General features: G+C 66.7%; 18 protein-coding genes. 2 read left to right on the top strand and 16 right to left on the bottom strand.

Translation table 11 applies throughout. The annotated features are described in order from the left end of the window. Position 1: 1 nt before the first annotated feature. The gene (locus tag AC3WLE_RS12575; RefSeq protein WP_010812934.1) at positions 2 to 505 is read right to left on the bottom strand and encodes an Lrp/AsnC ligand binding domain-containing protein; all 504 of its coding nucleotides are present in this window, start codon (positions 503 to 505) and stop codon (positions 2 to 4) included. Between the two features lie 108 nt (positions 506 to 613). Between AC3WLE_RS12575 and AC3WLE_RS12570 the strand changes: the two genes are divergently transcribed. Then, the gene (locus AC3WLE_RS12570) at positions 614 to 1,918 is read left to right on the top strand and encodes a D-amino acid dehydrogenase (RefSeq protein WP_492321417.1); all 1,305 of its coding nucleotides are present in this window, start codon (positions 614 to 616) and stop codon (positions 1,916 to 1,918) included. 77 nt (positions 1,919 to 1,995) lie between these two features. On the opposite strand, the gene AC3WLE_RS12565 is transcribed toward AC3WLE_RS12570, so the two are convergent. The 8 genes from AC3WLE_RS12565 to AC3WLE_RS12530 form a co-directional block, all read right to left on the bottom strand. Next, entirely contained in the window at positions 1,996 to 3,780 is a 1,785-nt protein-coding gene (locus AC3WLE_RS12565; protein WP_492356514.1) for an acyl-CoA dehydrogenase, read from the bottom strand. Positions 3,781 to 3,878: 98 nt separating this feature from the next. Next, positions 3,879 to 4,814: an electron transfer flavoprotein subunit alpha/FixB family protein gene (locus AC3WLE_RS12560; protein ID WP_010812937.1), complete on the bottom strand. Its 936-nt coding sequence runs from the start codon at positions 4,812 to 4,814 to the stop codon at positions 3,879 to 3,881. Between the two features lie 18 nt (positions 4,815 to 4,832). After that, the gene (locus AC3WLE_RS12555; protein ID WP_340523966.1) at positions 4,833 to 5,582 is read right to left on the bottom strand and encodes an electron transfer flavoprotein subunit beta/FixA family protein; all 750 of its coding nucleotides are present in this window, start codon (positions 5,580 to 5,582) and stop codon (positions 4,833 to 4,835) included. A 218-nt stretch (positions 5,583 to 5,800) separates the two neighbouring features. Further along, positions 5,801 to 6,598, bottom strand: a complete 798-nt coding sequence (locus AC3WLE_RS12550) for a MetQ/NlpA family ABC transporter substrate-binding protein (protein ID WP_492321414.1) — start codon at positions 6,596 to 6,598, stop codon at positions 5,801 to 5,803. A gap of 47 nt (positions 6,599 to 6,645) precedes the next feature. Beyond that, the gene (locus AC3WLE_RS12545; protein WP_010812940.1) at positions 6,646 to 7,299 is read right to left on the bottom strand and encodes a methionine ABC transporter permease; all 654 of its coding nucleotides are present in this window, start codon (positions 7,297 to 7,299) and stop codon (positions 6,646 to 6,648) included. After that, positions 7,289 to 8,323, bottom strand: a complete 1,035-nt coding sequence (locus AC3WLE_RS12540; protein ID WP_492321413.1) for a methionine ABC transporter ATP-binding protein — start codon at positions 8,321 to 8,323, stop codon at positions 7,289 to 7,291. Before AC3WLE_RS12540 ends, AC3WLE_RS12545 begins: the two co-directional genes overlap by 11 nt. 164 nt (positions 8,324 to 8,487) lie before the next feature. Beyond that, positions 8,488 to 9,291, bottom strand: a complete 804-nt coding sequence (locus tag AC3WLE_RS12535; protein ID WP_492351754.1) for an enoyl-CoA hydratase — start codon at positions 9,289 to 9,291, stop codon at positions 8,488 to 8,490. Positions 9,292 to 9,303: 12 nt separating this feature from the next. Beyond that, positions 9,304 to 10,227, bottom strand: a complete 924-nt coding sequence (locus AC3WLE_RS12530; RefSeq protein WP_010812943.1) for a histone deacetylase family protein — start codon at positions 10,225 to 10,227, stop codon at positions 9,304 to 9,306. Positions 10,228 to 10,376: 149 nt separating this feature from the next. Between AC3WLE_RS12530 and mltB the strand changes: the two genes are divergently transcribed. After that, positions 10,377 to 11,483, top strand: coding sequence for a lytic murein transglycosylase B (mltB, locus tag AC3WLE_RS12525; protein WP_492356513.1), 1,107 nt, complete (start codon positions 10,377 to 10,379; stop codon positions 11,481 to 11,483). Between the two features lie 71 nt (positions 11,484 to 11,554). Here mltB and cysM read toward each other — a convergent pair whose 3' ends face one another. The 7 genes from cysM to lapB form a co-directional block, all read right to left on the bottom strand. Next, a complete protein-coding gene (gene cysM, locus AC3WLE_RS12520) occupies positions 11,555 to 12,457 on the bottom strand; it encodes a cysteine synthase CysM (protein ID WP_010812945.1) in 903 nt (300 codons plus the stop codon). Between the two features lie 135 nt (positions 12,458 to 12,592). Next, positions 12,593 to 13,894: a solute carrier family 23 protein gene (locus AC3WLE_RS12515; protein WP_492356512.1), complete on the bottom strand. Its 1,302-nt coding sequence runs from the start codon at positions 13,892 to 13,894 to the stop codon at positions 12,593 to 12,595. A 237-nt stretch (positions 13,895 to 14,131) separates the two neighbouring features. Then, the gene (locus AC3WLE_RS12510; RefSeq protein WP_492321411.1) at positions 14,132 to 14,524 is read right to left on the bottom strand and encodes a ComEA family DNA-binding protein; all 393 of its coding nucleotides are present in this window, start codon (positions 14,522 to 14,524) and stop codon (positions 14,132 to 14,134) included. Positions 14,525 to 14,679: 155 nt separating this feature from the next. Further along, entirely contained in the window at positions 14,680 to 15,675 is a 996-nt protein-coding gene (gene rfaD / locus AC3WLE_RS12505; RefSeq protein WP_010812948.1) for an ADP-glyceromanno-heptose 6-epimerase, read from the bottom strand. A gap of 28 nt (positions 15,676 to 15,703) precedes the next feature. Further along, entirely contained in the window at positions 15,704 to 16,651 is a 948-nt protein-coding gene (rfaE1, locus tag AC3WLE_RS12500) for a D-glycero-beta-D-manno-heptose-7-phosphate kinase (RefSeq protein WP_010812949.1), read from the bottom strand. 80 nt (positions 16,652 to 16,731) lie between these two features. Then, positions 16,732 to 18,114, bottom strand: coding sequence for a UDP-glucose dehydrogenase family protein (locus AC3WLE_RS12495; RefSeq protein WP_492321410.1), 1,383 nt, complete (start codon positions 18,112 to 18,114; stop codon positions 16,732 to 16,734). Positions 18,115 to 18,151: 37 nt separating this feature from the next. Continuing rightward, positions 18,152 to 19,390 (bottom strand): lipopolysaccharide assembly protein LapB, encoded by a 1,239-nt coding sequence (gene lapB, locus AC3WLE_RS12490; protein ID WP_492321409.1) that lies wholly within the window; start codon positions 19,388 to 19,390, stop codon positions 18,152 to 18,154. Between the last annotated feature and the right edge of the window lie 3 nt (positions 19,391 to 19,393).

Raw genomic sequence — 19,393 nt, 5'->3', positions numbered from 1 at the left:
GTCACACTGCCTGGCTCTTCTCCTCGACGGAAATCGCCAGCGTCTCCTTGATCTCTTCCATCACCACATAGCTTTTCGACTGCGCTGCGCCGGGCAGCTGCAGCAGGATGTCGCCCAGCAGCCGGCGGTATTCACCGATCTCGCGGATGCGCGCCTTGATCAGGTAGTCGAAATCGCCCGATACCAGGTGACATTCCAGCACTTCCGGGATACGCAGCACCTCGCGCCGGAACTGCTCGAACATATTGCCCGACTTGTTGCCCAGCGAGATCTCGACGAACACCAGCAGCGCGCTGCCCAGCAGCGCCGGGTTCAGCCGCGCGTAGTAGCCCATGATGACACCATCGCGCTCCAGGCGCTTGACGCGCTCGATGCAGGGCGTGATGGTCAGGCCGACCGCCTCGGCCAGGTCCTTCATCGACATCCGGCCGTCGCTCTGCAGCGCCGTCAGGATCTTGCGGTCGAGCCGGTCGAGGGTGCGCATGGGCTGGCGACTCGTTCTCATGAGTTTTTCCTGTTTTCCTGAGAAATTCGATAACAATGACTGGATTGGATTCAATAGTATAGAGATAAATCCTTTATCAACTTGTCACCGCAGTTGGAGCCCCCGGACATGCGCGTTCTCGTACTAGGCAGCGGCGTTATTGGCGTCACCAGTGCGTGGTATCTGGCCAAGGCCGGTCACGAAGTGACCGTCGTCGACCGCGAGGCCGGGCCCGCGCTCGGCACCAGCTTTGCCAACGCGGGGCAGATCTCGCCCGGCTACGCGTCGCCGTGGGCGGCGCCGGGCGTACCGCTGAAGGCGATCAAGTGGATGTTCCAGGAACACGCGCCGCTCAGCATCCGTCCGGACGGCACGCTGTTCCAGCTGCAATGGATGTGGCAGATGCTGCAGAACTGCAGCGCCGAACGCTACGCCGTCAACAAGGAGCGCATGGTGCGGCTGGCCGAATACAGCCGCGACTGCATCCGCGCGCTGCGCGCGGAGACGGGCATCGCTTATGAAGGCCGCCAGCAAGGCACGCTGCAGGTGTTCCGCACCGACGAGCAGCTGCAAGGCGCGGCCAAGGACATCGCCGTGCTGGAAGAAGCCGGCGTGCCTTACCAGTTGCTTTCGCGCGAGGAACTCGCCGCGAGCGAACCGGCGCTGGCCGCCGTCCGCCACAAGCTGGCCGGCGGCCTGCGCCTCCCCAACGATGAAACCGGCGACTGCGCGCTGTTTACGCAACGGCTCGCAGGCATGGCCGAGCTGCTGGGCGTGAAACTCCTGTACAACCGCTCGATCGACAGCCTGATGACCCAGGGCGATGCCGTCACCGGCGCCGTGGTCGACGGCCAGCCGATGGATGCCGACCTGGTGGTGGTGGCGCTGGGCAGCTGGTCGACGCAACTGGTCAAGCCGTTCCTGCATGGCATGTCCAACCTGCCGGTGTATCCGCTCAAGGGCTTCTCGATCACGGTGCCGCTGAGCGATCCGTCGCGCAGCCCGGTGTCCACCGTTCTGGACGAAACCTACAAGGTTGCCATCACCCGCTTCGACGACCGCATCCGGGTGGGCGGCATGGCGCAGATCGTCGGCTATGACCGCAGCCTGGATCCGGCCAAGCGCCGCACGCTCGAACACGTGGTCACCGACCTGTTCCCGGGCGCCGGCGATGTCAGCCAGGCCACCTTCTGGACCGGCCTGCGCCCGATGACGCCGGATGGCACGCCGATCGTGGGCCCGACCCAGGTGCGCGGCCTGTGGCTGAACACCGGCCACGGCACGCTCGGCTGGACCATGGCCTGCGGCTCGGGCAAGCTGCTCTCGGACCTGGTCTCGGGCACCTCGCCGGCGATCCGCGCCGACGACCTGTCGGTGGGCCGCTACCTGAAGCCGGCGCGCCATCGCCTGGCGCCCAGGCCGGCCACTGCCTGAAACAGGCGCTGCCTCGATAAGCAAAAAGGGCGACCCCGCGGGGCCGCCCTTCTTCTTTCCGGCGACTGTCAGGCCGCTCAGAACTGCTCGGCCGTCATCGCATTCACCGGTGCCGCACCACTGACGATGGCATCGCGCAAAGCCGACGACTGCGACAGGATGTGCTCCGCAAAGAAATGCGCGGTGGCGATCTTGGCGTCATAAAAGCCCGGATCCTCGGCCCGCTTCGCATCGGCGGCCAGCATCGCACGGCCGAACTGCCAGCCAGAGAACACGATGCCGCACAGCTTCAGGTAAGGCACACTGCCGGCAAAGACGGCGTTCGGGTCCGACTTGGCATTGGCCACGACAAACGCCACCACGTCTTCCAGCGCCGCGCGGCCCTTGGCCAACTGCGACTGCACAGCGGTGAACGCAGCGCAGCCATGCTTGCCCAGCGCAGCCTCGGTCTCGGCGATCTGCGCGCAGATCGCACGCGCCACGGCGCCGCCGTCGCGCACGGTCTTGCGGCCGATCAGGTCGTTGGCCTGGATTGCCGTGGTGCCTTCGTAGATCGGCAAGATGCGCGCATCGCGGTAGTGCTGCGCCGCGCCGGTTTCCTCGATAAAGCCCATGCCGCCGTGCACCTGCACGCCCAGGCTGGTGACATCGATCGACAGCTCGGTGCTCCAACCCTTCACCACCGGCACCAGGAACTCATAGAAGGCCTGGTTCTGCTGGCGCACCGCTTCGTCGGGATGCTGGTGCGCCGCGTCGCTGGCGGCCGCGGCCACGTAGGCCACGGCGCGCGCGCCTTCGGTCAGCGCGCGCATGGTCATCAGCATGCGCTTGACGTCCGGGTGGTGGATGATGGTCACCGCCTCGCGCGCCGAACCATCGACCGGGCGGCTCTGCACGCGCTCGCGCGCAAAGGCCACCGCCTGCTGGTAGGCGCGTTCGGACACGGCGATGCCCTGCATGCCGACCGAGAAGCGTGCCGAGTTCATCATGATGAACATGTACTCGAGGCCACGGTTCTCTTCGCCGACCAGCGTGCCGGTGGCGCCGCCATGGTCGCCGAACTGCAGCACTGCCGTGGGACTCGCCTTGATGCCCAGCTTGTGCTCGATCGAGACGCAATGCACGTCGTTGCGCTCACCGGTGCTGCCGTCGGCGTTGACCATGAACTTCGGCACGATGAACAGCGAGATGCCCTTGACGCCCTCGGGCGCGGTGGGCGTGCGCGCCAGCACGAGATGGACGATGTTCTTCGCCATGTCATGCTCGCCGTAGGTGATGAAGATCTTGGTGCCGAACACCTTGTAGGTGCCGTCGCCCTGCGGCTCGGCGCGGGTGCGCACCGCGGCCAGGTCCGAGCCGGCCTGCGGCTCGGTCAGGTTCATGGTGCCAGTCCACTCGCCCGAGATCAGCTTGGGCAGGAAGGTGGCCTTCTGCTCATCCGTGCCGGCCGTCAGCAGCGCTTCGATGGCACCATCGGTCAGCAGCGGGCACAGCGCGAACGACAGGTTCGCGGTGTTCAGCATCTCGTTGCAGGCGGTGGCGACCAGCTTGGGCAGGCCCTGGCCGCCAAACTCCTGCGGATGCAGCACGCCCTGCCAGCCGCCCTCGCCGAACTGGCGGAAGGCCTCCTTGAAGCCGGGCGTGGTGGTGACCACGCCGTCCTTCCAGCTGCTCGGGTCCAGGTCGCCGGCGCGGTTCAGCGGCGCGACGACCTGCTCGTTGAACTTGGCGGCCTCGTCCAGCACTGCCTCGGCCGTTTCCGGCGTGGCTTCCTCGAAGCCCGGCAGTTTGCTCACGGCCTCTAGCCCGGCCAGCTCGTTCATGACGAACAGCATGTCCTTGATCGGCGCACGGTAAGTCATCGATGTCTCCCAACATGTATGAAAAAGCCGTTCGCGGGTCACCCCCGGAACGGCTCGTACTTGCTACCAGTGCCGGCCGCCTGGCGGCCGGCAAGGCATCAGCCCAGTGCTGCCACCAGCTCCGGCACCACGGTGTTCAGGTCGCCCACCAGGCCGTAGTCGGCCACGGAGAAGATCGGGGCTTCGGCATCCTTGTTGATCGCGACGATCACCTTGGAGTCCTTCATGCCGGCCAGGTGCTGGATCGCGCCGGAGATGCCGACGGCGATGTACAGCTGCGGCGCGACGATCTTGCCGGTCTGGCCGACCTGGTAGTCGTTCGGCACGAAGCCGGCGTCCACGGCGGCGCGCGAGGCACCCAGCGCGGCGCCCAGCTTGTCGGCCAGCGGCGTCAGCACCTTGGTGTAGTTCTCGCCCGAACCCACGCCACGGCCACCCGAGACGATGATCTTGGCGGCGGTCAGTTCCGGACGGTCGCTCTTGGCCACTTCGCGCGAAACAAACTGCGAAACGCCTGCGTCGGCCACGGCCGGCAGGGTCTCGACGGCAGCCGAGCCACCTTCGGCTGCGGCGGCGTCAAAGGCGGTGCCGCGCACGGTGATGACCTTGATCTTGTCTTCCGACTTGACCGTGGCAATGGCGTTGCCGGCGTAGATCGGGCGCTCGAACGTGTCCGGGGCGTCGACCTTGGAGATTTCCGAGATCTGGGCCACGTCCAGCTTGGCAGCCACGCGCGGCAGGATGTTCTTGCCGTACGGGGTGGCCGGAGCCAGGATGTGCGAGTAGTCGTTGGCGATGGCCAGCGCCTGCTCGGCCACGTTCTCGGCCAGGCCGTCACCGAAGTACGGGGCGTCGGCCAGCAGGACCTTGGTCACGCCGGCGATCTTGGCGGCGGCATCTGCCGCGGCCTTGGCGTTGGCACCAGCCACCAGCACGTGCACGTCGCCGCCGCACTGGGCAGCGGCAGTCACGGTGTTCAGCGTGGCGGCCTTGATGGATTGATTGTCGTGTTCAGCAATGACGAGTGCAGTCATGTTATTTCTCCCCCGCGCTCAGATAACCTTGGCTTCGTTCTTCAGCTTCTGCACCAGCGTCGCGACGTCCGGCACCATCACACCCGCGCTGCGCTTGGCAGGCTCGACCACCTTCAGGGTCGACAGGCGCGGCTTGACGTCGACGCCGAGGTCTTCCGGCTTGACGGTATCGAGCTGCTTCTTCTTGGCCTTCATGATGTTCGGCAGCGTCACGTAGCGCGGCTCGTTCAGGCGCAGGTCGGTCGTGACCACGGCCGGCAGCTTGAGCGACAGCGTTTCCAGGCCGCCATCGACTTCACGCGTCACCGAGGCCTTGCCATCGGCAACCACCACCTTCGAGGCAAACGTGGCTTGCGGCAGGCCGGCGAGCGCGGCCACCATCTGGCCAGTCTGGTTGGAGTCGTCGTCGATGGCCTGCTTGCCCAGGATCACCAGTTGCGGCTGTTCCTTGTCGATCAGCGCCTTCAGCAGCTTGGCCACGGCCAGCGGTTGCAGGTCTTCGTTCGATTCCACCAGGATGCCGCGGTCGGCACCGATGGCCATCGCGGTGCGCAGGGTTTCCTGGCACTGCGTGACACCGCACGAGACGGCGATCACTTCGGTGGCAACGCCGGCTTCCTTCAGGCGCACGGCCTCTTCCACGGCGATTTCGTCGAAGGGGTTCATGCTCATCTTCACGTTGGCCAGATCGACGCCACTGCCGTCCGGCTTGACGCGGACCTTGACGTTGTAATCCACCACCCGCTTGACTGCGACGAGTACTTTCATGCGCTCACTCCACTGATAGCTGATAGTCAGAAATATTGTTCGCTCGTCATTATAACCACCGGGTTGGCGGCTCTCCTGTTTTTCGAACGATCGTACTATTTTATCGGCAAAATGATGCCGGGCATAGCCCGGCAGATCCCAGCCGTCCAGCGATTGTGCCGCAAACCGGGGCTTGCGGGCATCGTCTGATTGGATGAAAACCTCAAAGTGACGCCGGCTTACCAGGCGGTAATGACCGAGTCCTTGAAGGTCGATGTGACGTATTGCTTGATTTCCGGCGAATGGTAGGCCTTCACCAGCTTGGCCACCCAGGGCTTGCTCTTGTCGGCCTCGCGGATCGCGATCAGGTTGGCATAAGGACCCTTCGGGCCTTCGATGGCGATGGCGTCCTTGACGGGCGACAGGCCGGCCGATTCCGCGTAGTTGCCGTTGATGGCGGCGGCATCCAGGTCATCCAGCGAGCGCGGCAGCTGCGCGGCGTCCAGCTCGACGATGCGGATCTTCTTCGGGTTCTCGACGATGTCCAGCGGCGTGGCCTTCAGGCCGGCGTTGGGCTTTAGCTTGATCACGCCCTTGCTCTGCAGCAGCAACAGGCCGCGCCCGCCGTTGGTGGGATCGTTGGGCACGCCCACGCGCGCGCCCTGCTTGAGCTGGTCGAGCGACTTGATCTTCTTGGAGTACACGCCCATCGGGAAGGTCACGGTATAGGCGATATGCGCGAACTTGTAGCCGCGGTCCTTGATCTGGGCTTCCAGGTACGGCAGGTGCTGGTAGCTGTTGGCGTCCAGGTCGCCGGCAGCCAGCGCGGCGTTGGGCTGGATGTAGTCGCTGAACTCGACCACCTGGATGTTCAGGCCGTCCTTGGCGGCGACCTTCTTCACCTGCTCCATGATCTGGGCGTGCGGGCCGCCGGTCACGCCGATCTTGATCGGCTTTTCCTGGGCGACGGCGCCAGTGGCCAGCGTTGCGCCGATCGCGGCGCCGAGAATCCATTGCAGCAGGTTGCGACGTTGCATGATATGCGTTCCTGTTTCAGAAAATAATTGGCTTGGGCAGTGGCTGACTAGCGGTGGCTGATACGGCGGACAAGCCAGTCGCCGAAACTCTGCACGGCCTGCACGAACACGATCAGGATCACCACCACCGCCACCATGACCTCGGTGATATAGCGCTGGTAGCCGTAGCGGATGCCCAGGTCGCCCAGGCCGCCGCCGCCGATCGCGCCGGCCATGGCCGAATAGCCGACCAGGCTGACAAAGGTGATGGTCAGGCCGGCGACGATGCCGGGCATGGCCTCGGGCAGCAGCACCTTCCACACGATCTGGCGGGTGGTGGCGCCCATCGACTGGGCGGCCTCGACCAGGCCCTTGTCGACCTCGCGCAGCGCGCTTTCCACCAGGCGCGCGATAAACGGGATCGCCGCGATGGTCAGCGGCACGATCGCCGCGGTGGTGCCGATCGACGACCCGACGATAAAGCGCGTGAACGGGATCACCACCACCAGCAGGATGATGAACGGGATCGAGCGCACCGCATTGACCACCACGCCGATGCTGCGGTTGAACAGCGGATGCGACAACACGCCGCCGCGGTTGGTCAGGTGCAGCAGCACGCCCAGCGGCACGCCCAGCAACGAGCCGACCACGCCCGAGATTGCCACCATCAGCAGGGTCTCGTTGAACGAGGTCAGGAACAGGTCAAACATTTCAGACCACATGCTCGAACTCCTCCACCACGACGCCTTGCGCCTGCAGGTACTCCATCGCCGCCTTCACGTCGGCCAGTTCGCCCGTGGCCATGATCGCCAGCGAGCCGAAGGCCTGGCCCTGGATCTCGTCGATATGGCCATGCAGGATATTGAAGTCCAGCCCGTAGCGGCGGATCGCCTGGGCCAGCACCGGCTGGTCCACGCCCTCGCCGGTGAAGGCAAGGCGGTAGACGTGGTCGCGCCCGTTGCCCAGCCGGCTTTCCACGCGCTTGAGCACGCTGGCCGGCAGTTCCTGCGAGATGACGTCGCCGATCATGGCGCGGGTGACGTCGTGCTGCGGGCGCAGGAATACGTCGATCACGCGCCCGGTCTCCACCACCTGGCCGGCTTCAAGCACGGCCACGCGGTCGCAGACCTGCTTGATGACTTCCATCTGGTGCGTGATCATCACGATGGTCAGGCCCAGGTCGCGGTTAATTTGCTTGAGCAGATCCAGGATGGAGCGGGTGGTTTCGGGGTCCAGCGCGGAAGTGGCCTCGTCCGACAGCAGCACCTTGGGCTTGCTGGCCAGCGCACGCGCAATGCCCACGCGCTGCTTCTGCCCGCCGCTGATCTGCGCCGGATAGCGGTCCTTCAACGCCGACAGGCCCACCAGGTCCAGCAGCGGCAGCACCGTCGCGGCGATCTCGGCCTTGGGCTTGCCGGCCAGTTCCAGCGGCAGCGCCACGTTCTCATACACCGTGCGCGAAGACAGCAGGTTGAAGTGCTGGAAGATCATGCCGATCTCGCGGCGTGCCAGGCGCAGCGCGCCCGTGTCCAGCGCGGTCAGTTCCTGGCCCGCGACGATCACGCGGCCGCTCGAGGGCCGGTTCAACAGGTTGATGGCGCGTACCAGCGTGCTCTTGCCGGCGCCGCTGCGGCCGATAATGCCGAAGACCTCGCCCGCCGCTATCGACAGGCTGACGTCCCGCAATGCATGCACGTCGCCAGACGCGCCCGGGAAGCGCTGCGACAGTCCTTGCAGTTCGATCATGGAAAGGTGACCAAAAGAAAACGGCAACAGGCGAGGGATCTCCAGCGCTGTTGCCGCTCGTTATTTTTCTGAAGCGCGTATTTTATGCGATTCGCTTCATACCATAAACGACTTTTTACCGATGTCTTTATACGCTCCCGGCATATAAACGCCGAAAAAGTCGCCTATGAGCCACGCCAGGACGGCGAGCGCTTGTCAATGAAGGCCTGCACCCCCTCCAGCGCCGACTCGTCCATCATGTTGCAGGCCATGGTCTGGCCGGCGAGCTGGTAGGCGGCCTCGATGCCCATTTCCAGCTGGCGGTAGAACAGGCCCTTGCCGGCGGCCACCGCGGCGGCCGGCTTGGCGCAGATGCTGGCGGCCAGGCGCGCCACCTCTTCGTCGAGCTGGCCAGCGGGCACCACCCGGTTCACCAGCCCGCGCTCGCGGGCGGTTTCGGCGTCGATCATGTCGCCGGTCAGCAGCATCTCCATCGCCTGCTTGCGATGCAGGTTGCGCGACAACGCCACCCCGGGCGTCGAGCAGAACAGGCCCAGGTTGACGCCGGACACCGCAAAGCGCGCATCGTCGGCGGCCACCGCAAGGTCGCACATGGCCACCAGCTGGCAGCCCGCCGCCGTGGCGATGCCCTGCACGCGCGCAAGCACCGGCTGCGGCATCTTCTGGATCGCCATCATCATGCGCGTGCAGCGGTCGAACAGGCGCCGGTAGTAGTCGTGCGACGGCGAGGCCCGCATCTCGCGCAGGTCGTGCCCGGCGCAGAAGGCCTTGCCGGCGCCAGCCAGCACCACCACGCGCACGGTGTGGTCCGACGCCAGCCGGCCGAGAGCGTCGGTCAGCGCGTCGAGCAGCGTTTCTGACAGCGCATTGAACGCCTGCGGCCGATTCATGGTCAGTCGCACCACGCCCGCGGCATCGCGCGTTTCGGTCAGCAGCGGCGCGTCCACGCGCGCATCGTTCTCGGCCATGGCCATGCTCTCCTATCGTTCCAGCAGCACCTTCAGGTGCGCCAGCACGCTGCGGCCCAGCGCGCTCAGGTTGTAGCCCCCCTCCAGGCAGCTGACGATGCGGCCCTGTGCATGGGCGCGCGCAACGTCCACCAGCTGGCCGGTGATCCAGGCGTAGTCCTGCTCCACCAGGCCCATCTGGCCCAGGTCGTCCTCGCGGTGCGCGTCAAAGCCGGCGGAGATAAACAGCATCTGCGGGCGGAACTCATTGAGCCGCGGCAGCCAGATGGTCTCGACCACTTCGCGCACGGCCATGCCGTTGGTATAGGCCGGCAGCGGGATGTTGACCATATTGGGAGCAAGATGCTCGGTGCCGCTGTACGGATAGAACGGGTGCTGGAAGATGCTGCACATCATCACCTGCTCGTCGCCACGGAATGCCGCTTCGGTGCCGTTGCCGTGGTGCACGTCGAAATCGATGATGGCCACGCGCTCCAGCCCGTGCGCCCGCAGCGCGTGGCGCGCGGCGATGGCGACGTTGTTGTAGAAGCAGAAGCCCATCGCGCGGTCAGGCTCGGCGTGGTGGCCGGGCGGGCGCACGCAGCAGAACGCGTTCTCGAACTCGCCCGCGATCACCGCATCGGTGGCCGCCACCGCCGCGCCCGCGGCCAGCGTGGCGGCGGCGAGCGTGTGCGAGTTCATCGAGGTATCCGGATCGATCGCGTGATAGCCGCTGGCCGGGCTGGCGCGTTCGAGCGAATCGACATAGTCGGGCCGGTGCACGCGCTCAAGCTGCTCGCGCGTGGCGGGCGGGGCTTCGCGGCGCTCCAGCAGCCCGTCCAGGCCGTGCGAAATCAGGTGATCCTCGATCGCCTGAAGGCGTTCCGGGCACTCCGGATGGAAATGCCCCATCTCGTGCCGCTGGAACTCGGGGTGCGTGTAATAGCCTGTCGGCATCTCTTATCGTCGCGATGTTGTCTCCAATCGCTACGTTAGCACACGCCAGCCCAAGCCACCCAGCGGCGCCGGCGCGCGATGTCGTGACGGCTTGCCCATAGTTGCCGCAGTGGCATCCGCTATACTCGGTGCGACTTGCAAAGGACATCATGACCGACACCCAGCGCTCACTGCGACGCCCCCTGCTGGGCGCCGCGCTTTCCGCTGCCGCACTCGGACTCTGCGGCCTCTCCCCCAGCCTGCTCGCCGCGGGCAAGCGCCGCGTCAGCATGCGCGAGGAAGAGATCGAACCCGGCCGCTACCGCGACAATCCGCAGACCCGCGCATTTATCGACGAGATGGTGGCCCGCCACCGCCTTGACCGTGGCATGCTGCAGGAGTGGTTTGGCCAGGCGGCCTATTCCGCCACCGTGGTGCGCCTGATCATGCCGCCCGCCACCACCGGCCGCAAAAGCTGGCGCACCTACCGCTCGCGCTTTATCGAGCCGATCCGCATCAACGCGGGCGTGCGCTTCTGGCAGGACAACCGCGACACGCTGCGCCGCGCCGAAGCCGAGTTCGGCGTGCCGGCATCGGTCATCGTCGGCATCATCGGCGTGGAAACCATCTATGGCCGCGACATGGGCACCTTCCGCGTGCTCGATTCGCTGTCCACGCTCGCCTTCGACTACCCGGACACGCCCAACCGCGAAGCCCGCACCACGCTGTTCCGCAACCAGCTGGCCGACTACCTGCTGTGGTGCCGCGACACCCGCACCGACGTGTACTCGGTGCTGGGCTCCTTCGCGGGCGCGATCGGCATCCCGCAGTTCATGCCGACCAGCCTGCGCGAATACGCCGTCGACTACGACAACAACGGCCGCATCGACCTGCGCAACAGCCCTACCGATGCCATCGGCAGTGTCGCGCGCTTCCTCCAGCTGCACGGCTGGGAGCCGGGCCGCCCGGTGGTGTGGCGCATTGCCGGCGACGCCGGCAGCCTGGGTGTCGCCACCGCGGCGGCCGACGGCGAGCCGTGGCCAACGCGCACGCTCAACCAGCTGACCCGCGCCGGCCTGCGCGTGGACGAGCCGATCGACCCCGCGCGCGAAGGCGAGACCGGCGTGCTGGTGGTGGACTTGCCCACCCCCGACCAGCCCACGGAGTACCTGCTCGGCCTGCGCAACTTCTACGTGCTGACGCGCTACAACCGCAGCTTCTTCTATGCGCTGGCGGTGTACCAGCTGGGCGAGGCGGTCAAGGCGGCGATGGGCTGATGCCAGCTGCCCGCCAAAGCAAGAAAGGCCTCGCATTTGCGAGGCCTTTCTTGCTTTGGCACCGGTTCAGGTCACGCCGGGAACACGCCGGTCGACAGGTAGCGGTCGCCGCGGTCGCACACCACGAAGACGATAGTGGCGTTCTCCACTTCCTCGGCAATGCGCAGCGCCACGCAGAGCGCGCCCGCGGCCGAAATGCCGCAGAAGATGCCCTCTTCGGACGCCATGCGCCGCGCCATGTGCTCGGCATCGCCCTGGCTCACCGGCTCGGTGCGGTCGATGTAGCTGGCATCGTAGATCTTGGGCAGATACGCCTCGGGCCACTTGCGGATGCCCGGGATGCGCGAGCCTTCGGCCGGCTGCGCGCCGATGACCTGGATCTCCGGGTTCTGTTCCTTCAGGTAGCGCGACACGCCGGTAATGGTGCCGGTGGTGCCCATCGCCGAAACGAAGTGGGTGATGCGGCCGTCGGTATCGCGCCAGATCTCCGGCCCGGTGCCCTCGTAGTGCGCCTGCGGGTTGTCCGGGTTGGCGAACTGGTCGAGGATCACGCCCTTGCCGTCGCGCTCCATCGAATCCGCCAGGTCGCGCGCGTACTCCATGCCGCCCTTGACCGGGGTCAGGATGATCTCGGCACCGTAGGCCGCCATGCTCTGGCGGCGTTCGAGGCTCAGGTCCTCGGGCATGATCAGCACCATCTTGTAGCCGCGGATGGCGGCCGCCATGGCCAGCGCGATGCCGGTATTGCCGGAAGTCGCCTCGATCAGGGTGTCGCCCGGCTTGATGCGCCCGCGCGCCTCGGCCCGGGCGATCATCGACACCGCGGGGCGGTCCTTGACCGAACCGGCCGGGTTGTTGCCTTCGAGCTTGCCGAGGATCACATTGCCGCGCGCGTCGTTGGCGGCACCGGGGATGCGCTGCAGTCTGACCAGCGGCGTATTGCCGATGGTGTCTTCAATTGTCTTGTAGGCCATGGAGCGAGGGGTCGCGAAAGGGGGTCGCAAACGGGGGATTCCAATTCGCCGGCCATTGTAATCCAGACACCTATCCCTCGCCGGCAGGCGGGATTTACGCTGCCCCCCGCCCGCCTGCGCCCATCCTGCCCTGGCTCAGCCCTCTTCGTGGTTGCCTTCGCCCAGCAGGTGGTACAGCAGGATGCAGCCGAAGGTGGCGGTCCCGATGCCGCCCAGCGTCATGCCGCCCAGTTTCAGCGTCAGGTCGCCGGCGGCCACGGTCAGCGTGGCGCCGACCGTGATCAGGTTGCGCGAGCTGGAGAAGTCCACCTTGTTCTGCACCCAGATCCGGCCCGCCGTCGCCGCGATCAGGCCGAACACGACGATGGTCAGCCCGCCGATCACCGGACCCGGGATGGTCAGGATCAGTGCACCGAACTTGGGCGAGAAGCCCAGCAGGATGGCCACCGCGGCCGCGACCACGAAGATCAGCGTCGAGTAGATCTTGGTGACCGCCATCACGCCCATGTTCTCGGCATAAGTGGTCACGCCGGTGCCGCCGCCGCTGGCCGACAGCATGGTCGCGATGCCGTCGCCGATAAAGGCACGGCCGATATACGGGTCCAGGTTGCGCCCGGTCATCACGCCGATGGCCTTGATATGGCCCAGGTTCTCCGCCACCAGCACAATCGCCACCGGGGCGATCAGCAGCATGGCGCTTAACTCGAAGGTCGGTGCGGTGAACGCCGGCAGCCCGAACCAGCTGGCCGCAGCCACGCTGGAGAAGTCGATCGGCTTGCCCAGCCCCATCACGTTGGTGCCCAGGTAGTAGGCGAGGTAGCCGGCCAGGCCGCCGATCAGCACCGGCAGGCGCCCGATCATGCCGGGCGCACGCACCGCCACCAGCCCCACGGCCACCACCGTCAGCAGGCCCACCCAGGTATCGAGGGCCGCGCCGCTGACTGCCTTGACCGCCACCGGGGCCAGGTTCAGCCCGATCGCCGCGACGATGGCCCCGGTCACCACCGGTGGCATCAGCTTTTCGACCCAGGCGTAGCCCACCGCCTGCACGATCAGGCCGATCACCGTGTACAGCGCACCGGCGGCGATGATGCCGCCCAGCGCCACCGGGATATTGAGGTTGGGGCCGCTGCCCGCGTAGCCAGTGGCGGCGATCACCACGGCGATGAAGGCGAAGCTGGAGCCAAGATAGCTCGGCACCCGCCCGCGCACGCACAGGAAGAAGATCAGCGTGCCGATGCCGGAAAACAGGATGGCGATATTCGGGTTGAAACCCATCAGGATCGGTGCAATGGCGGTCGAGCCGAACATCGCCACCACGTGCTGGATGCCGGCCAGCAGCGCCTGCCCGGCGGGCAGCCGCTCATCCGGCCCGATCACGCCTTCGGTCTTGAGCCGCCATTGCGGCAGGAATCCCGCGTCCTCGCCATTCGCCATACTGTTCTGCTCCCTGTGGTCCGGGCTGGCCGCCTGGTCGGCGGCCGCCGCGTTTGTGCCTGGTTGTTTGGTAGATGCGTGCCTGTCGGCAGCCGCGCGCGGCAGATCCTGCCGGCGCGGCGTCCGCATGATACTCCGCCGCCACGGGGCGTGCGAAGCGGCAAGGGTCTAGCACAACCCATACCAGCAAGGAGAGCGCCCGGCCACGCGGCAGCCGGGCGCCAGCCCATGCGCCTGCTAGCGCGCCGGCTTCGCGGCCGCCGTGGGCGCTGCCTTACCGGCTTTGGCTGGGGCCGGGACCGCCGCCGCTGCCGGCGCCGCTGCTGCGGCTCCCTTCGGGCCAATGGCGAGGCCAGCGTCCTGCAGCTTCGCCACGGACTTTGGCCCGATGCCGCTGACGCGCTCGGCCAGGTCCGCGGCGTCCTTGTAGGGCCCACGCTTGTTGCGTTCGTCGATGATGTTGCGGGCGGTGGCGGCTCCCACGCCCTTGACCGAGGTCAGCGCCGCCTCGTCCGCCGTGTTGACATCGATGGCGGCATGCGCGGCACCGCCAGCGAACAGGCAGATGGTTGCAGCGAAGGAAACCAGGGAAAAACGCCGGGCAAGTTGCCGGACCCAATGCTTGAACATGAAGGCTCTCCTTTCCTGTGGATGGTCTGAGGTACCACCCCCGCCGGGGCGGCGAGGTCAGGTCAGGATAGGGGCGGGCCGCAGCGGCGGCCCATGCGGCAACAAAAGTTGACACCGGCCGCACGAAAGCGTGTCGGCCGGCTGCGCGCCGATTGTCAGCCGGCGCGTTCGATCAGCCAGCGGCAGTAGCGCGCCACGCCTTCCTCGACGGACAGGAACGGCTCGCTGTAGCCGGCGCTGCGCAGCTTCGACACATCCGACTGCGTAAAGCACTGGTACTTGCCGCGCAGCGCATCGGGGAACTTGACGTACTCGAGCAGGCCTTCCTGCACCAGTTCATCGAGCGACAGGCGCGGCTTGCCTTCGGCCTCGCGCAGGGTGTTGACCACGGTGGCGGCGATGTCGTTGAACGGCTGCGCGCGGCCGGTGCCGAGGTTGAAGATGCCGGACTTGTCCGGATGGTCGAAGAAGTGCAGGTTGACCTTGACCACGTCCTCGACCGAGATGAAGTCGCGGCTCTGCATGCCGGGGGCATAGCCACCGTACTCGCCGAACAGCTTCACCGTGCCGTCGGCGCGGAACTGGTTGAAGTTGTGGAAGGCGACCGAGGCCATGCGGCCCTTGTGCGTTTCACGCGGGCCGTACACGTTGAAGTAGCGGAAGCCCACGATCTGCGACAGCGCCGACGGCAGCCGGCGCCGCACGATCTGGTCGAACAGGAACTTGGAGTAGCCGTACACGTTCAGCGGGCGCTCGAACTCGCGGTCTTCGCGGAACACCTGCGAAGCACCGTAGGTAGCCGCCGACGACGCATACAGGAACTGCGTGCCCTGTTCCAGGCAGCTCTCCATCAGAGACAGCGTGTAACGGTAGTTGTTCTCCATCATGTAGCGGCCGTCGGTCTCCATGGTGTCGGAGCACGCGCCTTCATGGAATACCGCCCGCACCTTGCCGAACTCGCCGCGGGCAAAGCGCGCGAGGAAGTCCTGCTTGTCCAGGTAGTCGGAGATCTCGCAGTCGACCAGGTTGTGGAACTTGTCGGCACGGGTCAGGTTGTCGACAGCGATGACGTTGGTCTCGCCGCGGTCGTTCAGGCCTTTGACGAGGTTGCTGCCGATAAAGCCAGCGGCGCCGGTGACGATGATGGTCATGGTCGGATCAGGATGGGGGCGCCACGCCTCACGGGGCGGCGCCGAACAATTCAGAATAAGAGACGACGGCGGTACCAAGCTTGCCCACCACGATGGCGCCGGCACGATTGGCATGCTGCACGGCTTCCTTGAGCGGCACGCCGGCACCCAGCATGGTGGCGAGCGTGGCGATCACGGTATCGCCCGCACCCGATACATCATAGACCTCGCGCGCCTGGGCGGAGACGTGCAGCACCTCGGCCTCGGTGTAGAGCGTCATGCCCTCTTCCGAGCGCGTCAGCAACAGCGCCTCAAGCTGCAGCCCGCGGCGCAGGTTCTGCGCGCGGATGGTCAGGTCGGCCTCGGTCTTCCAGGCGCCGACCACGGCACGCATCTCGGCCCGGTTGGGGGTGATCAGGGTGGCGCCGCGGTAGCGCGAGTAGTCGTCGCCCTTGGGGTCGATCAGCACCTTGCGCCCGGCCGCGCGGCTGGCGTCGATCATGCGCGTGACGTGGGTCAGGCCGCCTTTGCCGTAATCGGACAGCACCAGCACCTGGTAGTCGTTGATCAGGGCCAGGAAACGGTCCTGTACCGCGGCCAGCACTTCATGCGCCGGCGCGCTCTCGAAATCCACGCGCAGCAACTGCTGCTGGTGCGCCACCACGCGCAGCTTGATGGTGGTGTTGAGCTTAGGATCGCGGTGCAGGTAGGGCTGCACATGGCTCTCGCCCAGCAGCGCTTCAAGCGTGCGGGCCGGCTCGTCGTCGCCGACCACGCCCAGCATGCCCACGCGTGCGCCCAGCGCCGCGGCGTTGCGGGCCACGTTGGCGGCGCCGCCCAGGCGCTCGTCGCTGCGCTTGACCTGCACCACCGGCACCGGTGCTTCCGGCGAGATGCGCTCCACATCGCCGAACCAGTAGCGGTCCAGCATCATGTCGCCGACCACCAGGATATGGGACTGCCGGATCTGCTCCTGCGGAATGACGGTCTTGTTCATGAAGATCCTTGGCAATATCGCGACGGCCGCGGCCGCCGCGTTAGCTTATCGGTTGATGAGTCCGTTGACCCGCCGGCGCCTCATTCGTTCACGGCCTGCCGGGTCGGGCGGCCGATGGCGTGGTACTCCACGCCGGTCTCGACCATGGCCTCGGGCTCATACAGGTTGCGCCCGTCGAAGATCACCGGGGCCTTCAGGCGCCGCTTGATCTGGCCGAAGTCGGGGCTGCGGAACACCTTCCATTCAGTCACGATCACCAGCGCGTCGGCGCCGTCCAGCGCATCCATCTGGTTCTCGTGGAAACTCACGCGCGCGGCGCCGCCCGGCAGGTCGGCCAGGTCGGCATCCAGCACGCGCCGGGCTTCGGCCATCGACACTGGGTCGTGCATGCGCAGCGACGCGCCGCGCGACACCAGTTCGCGCGCCAGCACGCGCGACGGCGCTTCGCGCATGTCGTCGGTATTGGGCTTGAAGGCCAGGCCCCACACGGCAAAGGTGCGCCCGCTCAGGTCATCGCCGAAGCGGCGCACGACCTTGTCGCCCAATACGCGTTTCTGCGCGCCGTTGACCGATTCCACCGCTTCCAGCACGCGCATCGGCTTGCCATGGTCGGCGGCAGTGCGCATCAGCGCCTGCACGTCCTTGGGAAAGCATGAACCGCCGTAGCCGGCGCCGGCATACAGGAAGCTGTAGCCGATGCGCGGGTCCGATCCGATGCCCATGCGCACCAGTTCGATATCGGCGCCGACCTCGTCGGCCAGGTTGGCCAGCTCGTTCATGAACGAGATGCGCGTGGCCAGCATCGAATTGGCGGCGTACTTGGTGAACTCGGCCGAGCGCACGTCCATGTAGAAGGTGCGCTCGTGGTGCCGGTTGAACGGCGCGTAAAGCTGGCGCATGGTGGCCTGCGCGTGGCGGCCGGCGACGTCGGCGCTGCAGCCCAGCACGATGCGGTCCGGGCGCATGAAGTCCTCGACCGCGGCGCCCTCCTTCAGGAACTCGGGGTTCGACACCACCGAGAACTGCAGGTCCTCCAGGCTGCGCGCGGCCAGCTCCGCGCGGATCGTGGCGGCCACGCGGTCGCCGGTACCCACCGGCACGGTGGACTTGTCGACCACGACCTTGAAGCCGGTCATATGGCGGCCGATATTGCGCGCCGCCGCCAACACGTACTTCAGGTCGGCAGAGCCGTCTTCGTCCGGGGGCGTGCCCACGGCGATGAACTGCACATCGGCGTGCTCGACGCTGGCCGCCACGTCGGTGGAAAAGGTCAGCCGCCCGGCGGCACGGTTGCGCTGGATCAGCTCCTGCAGGCCCGGCTCGTAGATCGGCACGCCGCCTGCGTTAAGCAGCGCGATCTTCTGCTCGTCCAGGTCCAGGCAGAACACGTCGTTGCCAAGTTCCGCCAGGCAGGCGCCGGTGACAAGGCCGACATAGCCGCTGCCGATGATGGTGACTTTCATAGCGTCAATTCAATTCTGTTGCACAGGCCGCCCGGGCTCAGCCGAGCGTCTCGGAGCGCCGCGGGGCATAGGTTTCCCAGCGGTTGCAACCCGGGCATTGCCAATAGAAAAGCCGGGCGCGGAAGCCGCACTCGCGGCAGGTGTAGCGCGCGAGGTTGCGCGTGCGCAGCTGCAGCAGGTCTCGGATGGCCGTGGTTTCCTGCGCTTGCTCGCCATTGCCGTCGTTGCCGTCGGCACCCTCTGCCGGGGCATCGGCACCCGCCGGCTGCGCGGACGGGGCGCCGGCCGTGACCACCGCCGCCTGCGCCTCGAAATACTTGGTCAGCGCCAGCAGCGTGGGCTGGCGGCGCAGCTGTTCGCGCATCAGGCGCGCGGCGGCTTCCGGGCCGTTCACGTCCAGTTCCGCCTTGTAGGCGGTATCGAGCACCTCCGGCGCCAGCTTGCCCTTGAGCAGGCCGCGCAGCCATTCCAGCGCGGCGCCCTCCTCCTGCAGGCTGGCGTAGGCCTTGACCACGCGGTCCGCCACCAGCGGCAGGAAGGATGCATCCTGCCGCTCGATGCCAAGCCAGTGGCCAAGCGCCGCGCGGGCGTCGCCCGCGGCCGCGGCCACGTCGCCCAGCAGGATCGGGGCGCGCACGTTGGCAGGATTCTCGGCAACGGCCTGGTTGAGCCACTTCACCGCATCTTCGGGGCGCTTGCGCTGCAGCGCGTCCTGCGCCAGCTCGCAGCAGAACTGGGCAATCTGCAGGCTGTAGCTGGTCTGCTCCAGCGTCTGCAGCTCGCGCGCGGCCTCGATCGCCTTCTGCCACTCCTTCTCCACTTCGTAGAGCTCAAGCAGCACGCGCTTGGCCGACGCCGCGTACGGGCCCGACATCAGCCGGCGCAGCGATTCCTCGGCACGGTCCAGCAGGCCGGCGCGCAGGAAGTCCTCGCCCAGTTCAAACAAGGCATGCTCGCGCTCGGGCTCGGGCAGGTCGGGGCGGGTCGCCAGGTTCTGGTGCACGCGGATGGCACGCTCGGTTTCGCCGCGGCGGCGGAACAGCGCGCCCAGCGCGAAGTGCAGCTCGGTGGTTTCCGGGTCCAGCCGCGCGACCTCGATAAAGGCGTCGATGGCCTTGTCGGGTTGCTCGTTGAGCAGGAAGTTGAGGCCCTTGAAATACGAGCGCGGCAAGGCGCCCTGCTCGCTGATCAGCTGGCGCACATCGAAGCGCGCCGCCATCCAGCCAAGGCCAAAGACAAGTGGCAGCGCCAGCAGCCACCAGGTTTCAAACATCATGGA

The sequence above is a fragment of the Cupriavidus sp. FW306-1B-F12B genome, assembly GCF_058781795.1.
The sequence above is the reverse complement of the archived record's forward strand: the minus strand, read 5'-3'. Positions and strand labels throughout refer to the sequence as shown.